General features: G+C 67.2%; 5 protein-coding genes. 3 read left to right on the forward strand and 2 right to left on the reverse strand.

The genetic code is table 11. The features are described from left to right. Positions 1 to 5 precede the first annotated feature (5 nt). Genes rpe through purH form a run of 3 tightly spaced genes read left to right on the forward strand, consistent with a single transcriptional unit; the run spans position 6 to position 3,916 of the window. Positions 6 to 668, forward strand: a complete 663-nt coding sequence (gene rpe / locus RMO25_RS03365; RefSeq protein WP_309661194.1) for a ribulose-phosphate 3-epimerase — start codon at positions 6 to 8, stop codon at positions 666 to 668. Beyond that, a complete protein-coding gene (locus tag RMO25_RS03370; RefSeq protein ID WP_309661195.1) occupies positions 665 to 2,314 on the forward strand; it encodes a heparinase II/III family protein in 1,650 nt (549 codons plus the stop codon). The genes rpe and RMO25_RS03370 overlap by 4 nt, the downstream gene beginning before the upstream one ends. Before the next feature lie 9 nt (positions 2,315 to 2,323). Then, positions 2,324 to 3,916, forward strand: a complete 1,593-nt coding sequence (gene purH, locus RMO25_RS03375) for a bifunctional phosphoribosylaminoimidazolecarboxamide formyltransferase/IMP cyclohydrolase (protein WP_309661196.1) — start codon at positions 2,324 to 2,326, stop codon at positions 3,914 to 3,916. Between the two features lie 40 nt (positions 3,917 to 3,956). On the opposite strand, the gene RMO25_RS03380 is transcribed toward purH, so the two are convergent. Further along, positions 3,957 to 5,456, reverse strand: a complete 1,500-nt coding sequence (locus RMO25_RS03380) for an oligosaccharide flippase family protein (protein ID WP_309661199.1) — start codon at positions 5,454 to 5,456, stop codon at positions 3,957 to 3,959. Positions 5,457 to 5,494: 38 nt separating this feature from the next. Then, the coding region (polA, locus tag RMO25_RS03385; RefSeq protein ID WP_309661197.1) for a DNA polymerase I at positions 5,495 to 7,273 on the reverse strand (1,779 nt) is incomplete at its 5' end.

The raw sequence follows: 7,273 nt of genomic DNA on the forward strand, positions 1-7,273 counted from the left end.
GCGCCATGGCCGCTCCCCTGATCTCCCCGTCGATCCTGTCCGCCGACTTCGCCAAGCTCGGCGAGGAAGTCCGCGCGATGGATGAGGCCGGGGCCGACTGGCTGCACATCGACGTCATGGACGGCCATTTCGTCCCCAACCTCACCATCGGCCCGGCAGTCGTGAAGGCACTCCGCCCCCACACCAGCAAGCCGCTCGACGTCCATTTGATGATTTCGCCGGTCGACCTGTTCCTCGATTCGTTCGCCGAAGCTGGCGCCGACATCATCACCGTCCACCCCGAGGCCGGCCCGCACCTCCACCGCTCGATCCAGCGGATCAAGGCGCTCGGCAAGAAAGCCGGCGTGTCGCTCAATCCCGCGACTCCGGCCAAGATGCTCGATTACGTACTCGAGGACATCGACCTGGTGCTGGTGATGAGCGTCAATCCCGGCTTCGGCGGCCAAAAATTCATCACCAGCCAGTTGAAGAAGATCGAGGCCGTCGCCCGCCGGGTCGCCAAGCAGAACCTCGATATCCTCATCGAGGTCGATGGCGGCATCGACGCCGAAACCGCGCGGTTGGCGGTTTCCGTTGGCGCCAATGTGCTGGTCGCCGGCACTGCGGCGTTCCGCGGCGGTCCTGGTCAATACGCCGCGAACATTGCCGCGTTGCGAGGAGACGAGTGAGCGCCAAGACGGCGGCGGAGCGCGATATTGTCCGCAAGCTCGCCCGCGGTTCCTTATTCTCGCGCCTGGTCGGCCACGGCCGGCAACCGCTCAAGCTTGCCGCCGTCCCGCGCGATCATGTCGCCGGCAACCGCAACCGCGGCGACGCCTTGCTCGCAGGCCGTTTCACCGTCGGTGCCGAAACCCTCTCGCTCGCCAATGCCGATTTCGCCGCGATCGGCGCCGTCGGCCCGCTCGCTGAACAATTGCAGGGCTTCTCCTGGCTGCGCGATCTCGCCGCCGCCGCCAGCCGCGAGCATGGCACCAGGCTCGCGGAAAATCTCGCCGGGCGCTGGCTGCTGGCCCATGGCACCCGCGCCGACGACGCCTGGCGCCCCGACCTGTGGGGCGAGCGGGTCCTGTTCTGGACCGCCTACGCGCCGTACATCCTGTCGAGCCGCGATGCCGGCTATCGCTCGGCGCTCTTGAACACCTTGGCGCGGGGCGCGAGGCACCTTGACGCCAACGCCGACCGCGCCCCGCCGGGCTTGAAGCGCATCACCGCCTGGGCCGGCGTCGTCGCCGCCGGCCTGCTCATCCAGGGCGGCGTCACCCGCGTCGCCCGCGGCGAGGCCGGCCTCGCCCGTGCTTTGGCCGGTGCCCAGTTCGAAGACGGCGGCCTCACCAGCCGCTCGCCTTATGAGCAAACGCTGCTGGTCGACCGCCTCGGCCTGCTTCGCGCCGCATATTTCGCTGCCAAGCAGACGCTGCCCGACGGCATCCAGGCCGCCGCCGCCGCCGCGCTCGCCGCCTTGCATGGGGTGACCATGGGCGACGGCGCACTGTCGAGCTGGCAGGGTGGCAACCCCGGCGACGCCGCCCGCCTGACCGCGCTGATTGAAGGCTGCGGCCTGCGCGCCCGGCCACTGCGCGCCGCCCGCGGCTGGGGCTATCAGCGGCTGTCGGCCTTGGGCACCATCCTGGTTCTCGACGCCGCCCCGCCGCCGCCACCCAAAATGACCGACGGCGCCGCCTCGACGCTGGCGTTCGAATTGTCCGACGGGCCCCAACGGTTGGTCATCAATTGCGGCGGGCCCGCGCCCCTGCCGTCCAGTCTGTCGGAGGAACTGATCGAAGCCCTGCGCTCGACCGCCGCGCACAGCACGATGACGCTGGCCGAAACCAACTCGACCGCGATCCTCCACGATGGCTCACTCGGCAAGGGCGTCACCGACGTCACCGTCGATCGCTCCGAGGATAATGATTCGAGCCGCCTCGAAGCGACCCACGACGGTTACGTCCGCCGCTTCGGCCTGATCCACAAGCGCAGCCTGATGCTCGGCAACGACGGCAAGGAATTGCGCGGCGCCGACCAGCTGATCCCCAAAGGCCGGCGCAAGGTCCGCGACGCTGTGCCGTTCGCCGTCCGCTTCCACCTCGCCCGCCATGTCGAGGCGACGCGGACCGCCGACGGGATGGGCGCGATCCTGCGCTCGAAAGGCACGCCGCCGTGGAATTTCCGCTGCCGCGGCGCCATGCTGACGACCGAGGAAAGTCTCGTCATCGACGGCGCCGGCGCTTCCCATCCAACCACGCAATTGGTGATTGTCGGCGAAATGTCGGGCATCGGCGGCGAAGTCGGCTGGCAATTCCGCCGCACGAGTTGAGGGACAAGAATGACTGACCTGGTGCCCATCAATCGGGCGTTGATTTCGCTATCGGACAAGACCGGCCTCGACACGCTGGCGGCCGGCCTGGCACGCCACGGCGTCGAACTGGTGTCGACCGGTGGCACCGCCGCCAAGCTGCGCGAACTTGGCCACGATGTCCGCGACATCGCCGACCTCACCGGCTTTCCCGAGATCATGGACGGTCGCGTCAAGACGCTCCACCCCAAGGTCCACGGCGGCCTCTTGGGCGTCCGCGACAATCCCGCTCACTGCGCGGCGATGGACGCGCATGGCATCGCTCCCATCGACCTCGTCGTCGTCAACCTCTACCCGTTCGAGGCGACGGTCGCCGGCGGCGCCGACCGCGCCACGATCATCGAGAATATCGATATCGGCGGCCCGTCGATGATCCGCTCGGCGGCCAAGAACCACATCCACGTCGCCGTCGTCACCGATCCCGCCGATTATGCTGAGCTGCTAGCCGAGCTTGATCACAACAGCGGCGCCACCTCGCTCGACCTGCGCAAGCGGCTCGCAGCCAAGGCCTACGCGCTGACCGCATCCTACGACTCGATCATCTCGCAATGGTTTGCGTTCGCCGACCAGGGGCAGCGCTTTCCGGAAACCTGGGTGTTCGCCAACAAATTGAAAATGCCGCTCCGCTACGGCGAGAACCCGCACCAGCGCGCCGCGCTCTACATCCCCATCGGCCCCCACGCGGCCGGCATCGCCCAGGCCGAACAAGTCCAGGGCAAGGAGCTCAGTTACAATAATTTGAACGACGCCAGCGCCGCGCTCGATCTCGCCGCCGAGTTCCGCGACGGCCCGCCAACCATCGTCATCGTCAAGCACGCCAACCCGTGCGGCGTCGCCAGCGCCGCTTCGCTGGCCGAGGCCTGGCAAGCCGCACTGGCCTGCGACAGCGTCTCGGCGTTCGGCGGCATCGTCGCCGCCAACTGCCCGTTGGACGGCGCCACCGCCGAAGCCATCGCCCAGATTTTCACCGAAGTCGTCGTCGCCCCCGATGCCGATTCCGACGCCCGCGCCATCTTCGCCAAGAAAAAGAACCTGCGCCTGCTGCTGACCGGCGAGCTGCCCGATCCGCTCCGTGGCGGTCAGACCCTCGCGGTCATCGCCGGCGGCTTGCTCGTCCAGGACCGCGACAACGGCCACGTCACCCGCGATCAATTGCGATGCGTCACCAAGCGCCAGCCGACCGAGCAGGAAATCGCCGACTGCCTGTTCGCCTGGACGGTCGCCAAGCACGTCAAATCCAACGCCATCGTTTACGCCAAGGACGGCGCCACCGCCGGCATCGGCGCCGGCCAGATGAACCGCCGCGACTCCGCGCGCATCGCTGCGGCGAAAGCCATTGAAGCGGCCGAGACGCAAGGCTGGCCGGAACCGCGCACGGTCGGCTCGGCGGTCGCCTCCGACGCCTTCCTCCCGTTCGCCGATGGCCTGCTGGCGGCGGTCGAAGCCGGCGCGACCGCGGTCATCCAGCCCGGCGGCTCGATCCGCGACGACGACGTTATCGCCGCCGCCGACGAAGCGGGACTAGCCATGCTGTTCACCGCCATGCGCCACTTCCGCCACTGAATGAACTAGCCCCTCTCCCGCGAGGGGAGAGGGGCTAAATTCACCGCGGCGTATCCCCGCCGGTGCTAGGATCCGGCAAGCTCAGATCCTCGATGTCCTCCTTCTTCATCCGGAACAGTTCGCGGTCTTCGGCGGTGAAGCCGCGCCACCACAGCATGGCGCCGAACGCCAGCAGGATCGCCGGAATGCCGAAGGCGAGCTCGGCCCATTCGGGCAAGCGGATGGCGATTTGTCCGGCGGCGATGCCCGCCAGCGCCGCCCACAGCAGTTCCCACCGCCAGCCGGACACCGGCGCTTTCAATAAATGCGACAGCAACCGCGCCTTGGCGATCGCCGCCATGCCGAGCCCGATCAACAAGGCGATGGCGGGGCCGGTCGCCTGCCAGATCGGCGGATAGCCGAGCCTCCGGAACAGGATGATGAGCGCAATCGACAGCAGCACCTGGACCGCGAGCATGGCCACGCTGATCGCCATGTTGCGCTTCCGCGCGCAGTAAATCAGCGCCGATTCGCTGACCGTCGCGGTCGCCGCCACCACTTCGGCGAACAGCAGGAACGACAAGGCCGCGGTGCCGGCGACGAACGCGTGCCCGCCCAGCCCGAGCACCGCTTCGCCCGGGATCGACAGCGCCAGCGCCACCGCCAGCTGCGCCGCGATCACCCAGAAGCCGACCTGCCGCACCTGCTTGGCAACGGCGGTCATATTGCCGGCCGCGATGTTGCGCGAAATGACCGGCCCCAAGATCGGGTCGAAGCTGGTCTTGAGCTTCGACGGCAGCGAAGCGACGTTCTGGGCGAAATAATAGATGCCGACCGTGGCCGGGCTGACAAACAGCCCAAGGATGGCGATGTCGACCCGCCGCGATCCCCATTCGACCGCGTCGGCGGCGGCGACCGGAAAGTTGCGCACCGCCATTCGCCACAGCGCCGCCGGGTCGGGCTTCCATCCCGGCGGCAGTCCGAAGCTCTTGAGGAACGGCACCGCCGAAGCGATCAGCGCTCCCGCCATCGACAGCGCGTAGGCAACCAGCAATCCGTCCCGGCGAGAAAAGAACGACCAGGCGAGGGCCGCGATGGTCAGCGTCCACGGCTCGACCACTGCCCTCGCCCGGACCGTCGCCCCGACATCGTGGCGATAGGCGAGCGCTGACAGCATCACGTCGGACCAGGCGAGCGCGAACACCGCTGTCGGCAACAGCCATTCGAGGCCGTTGATGGCGCTGTTGGGGAACATCGCCTGGGGGAAGACAAACAGGATCGCCATGCCGACGGTGGCGCCGATCCCGGCCACCAGCAGGCTGTCCCACACCACGCAGGCATGCGGTTTGTCGGTATGGGCAAGCTGCTGGGCAAGGCCGCGCTTTAACCCGAGGGTGGCCAGTTGCGCGGCGAATTCGACGATCAGCACGGCATAGGCGAAGCGTCCCAATTGCTCGGCGCCGTAAATGCGGCTGGCGATGAACAAGAACGGCAGCCGGGCCACCAGCCGCAGCACAAAGCCGAAGAAGTTGATCCGGCCCCCACGCGCCAGCGAGGCCATGTCCGCGGCTGGCGCCGGCGTCGGCGGATCGGTCTTGGTCAATGCGCGGCGCCCCAATTCTCGCCCCAGCCGATCTCGACGTCCAATGGCACGTCGAGCGTGATTGCTGGTTCGGCCGCGCTGGCCATCACCGTGCGGATCACCGCCGCCGCCGCCTCCTCGCGACTATTGGGGACTTCGAACACCAGTTCATCGTGGACCTGGAGCAGCATCCGCACACCTTCCAGGCCCGCTGCGTCGAGCGCGTCATCCATCCGCGCCATCGCCCGCTTGATCAAATCGGCGCTGGTCCCCTGGAGCGGCGCATTGATCGCCGCGCGCTCGCTGCCCTGGCGCAGATTCTGCTGGCGGCTGTCGATGTTGGGGAAGTGCGTCTTGCGGCCGAACAAGGTGCGGGTGAAGCCGTTCTCGCGCGCGAAGGATAGCGTCGTCGCGATATAATTGCGGATGCCGGGGAAGCGTTCGAAATAGCGGTCGATGATCGCCTGGCCTTCGTCGCGGCTGACGCCCAGCCGGCCGGCCAGCCCCCAGGACGAAATGCCGTAGAGGATGGCGAAATTGATCGTCTTGGCCTTGTCGCGATTCTCGCGGTCGTCCGAACCGAACAGCTCGATCGCGGTCAGATTGTGGATGTCGGCCTTGTTGCGAAAGGCCTCCTTCAATGCCGGCACGTCGGCCATGTGCGCCGCCAGCCGCAGTTCGATCTGGCTGTAATCGGCGCTCATCAGCACATGGCCCGGCTCGGCGACAAACGCGTCGCGGATCTTGCGCCCGATCTCGGTGCGGATCGGGATGTTCTGCAAATTGGGGTCGTTCGACGACAAACGCCCGGTTTGCGCGCCCGCCAGGCTGAAACTGGTGTGGACCCGACCGGTCTCGGGGTTGATCTGCGCCTGCAGCGCGTCGGTGTAGGTCGATTTCAACTTCGACAGCTGGCGCCAGTCGAGCACCAGCCGAGCGCAGTCGACGCCTTCGGCCGCCAGCCGCTCGAGCTCGGTGACGTCGGTCGAATAAGTGCCGCTCTTGCCCTTGCGCCCGCCCTTGAGGCCGAGCCGCTCGTACAGCACCAGGCCGAGTTGCTGCGGCGAGCCGATGGTGAACGGCCCGCCGGCGGCGGCGAACACGCGCGTTTCGAGCGCCGCGATCTCGACCGCAAATTCGCCCGATAATTTGGCCAGATACTCGCGGTCGACCTTGATCCCGCGCCGTTCCATCCGGCCGATGACGCTGACCAACGGCCGGTCGACCCGCTCATAGACTTGCGTCACGCCTTCGGACGCGATGCGCGGCTTCAACCGCTTCCACAGCCGCAGCGTGATGTCGGCGTCCTCGGCCGCATATTGGGTCGCTTGCGGCAGCGGCACCTTGTCGAAGGTGATCTGCTTGGCGCCAACCCCGCACACCGCTTTGAAGGCGATGCAGTCATGGTCGAAATGGAGCTTGGCCAGTTCGTCCATGCCGTGGCCGTGCAGGCCGGCGTCGAGGTCGAAGCTCAAGATCATGGTGTCGTCGCACGGGCCGACGTCGATCCCCTCCTTGGCCAACATCACCCAGTCATATTTGAAATTGTGGCCGATCTTGAGCACCGCGGGATCTTCGAACAGCGGCTTCAATTTCGCCAGCACCAGCGCCTTGTCGAGCTGGTCCGGCCGGTCGGAATACAAGTCCGCGCCGCTATGCCCGACGGGGATGTAGCAAGCGCGGTTGGGGGCGGTGGCAAGGCTGATCCCGGCGAGCTTGGCGATCACGCAATCGATGGAATCGGTCTCGGTGTCGACTGCGATATAGCCATAGCCGCGCGCTTCCTCGATCCAGCG

This window comes from Sphingomonas sp. (genome assembly GCF_031361285.1).
In the GTDB taxonomy this organism is placed as follows: domain Bacteria; phylum Pseudomonadota; class Alphaproteobacteria; order Sphingomonadales; family Sphingomonadaceae; genus Sphingomicrobium.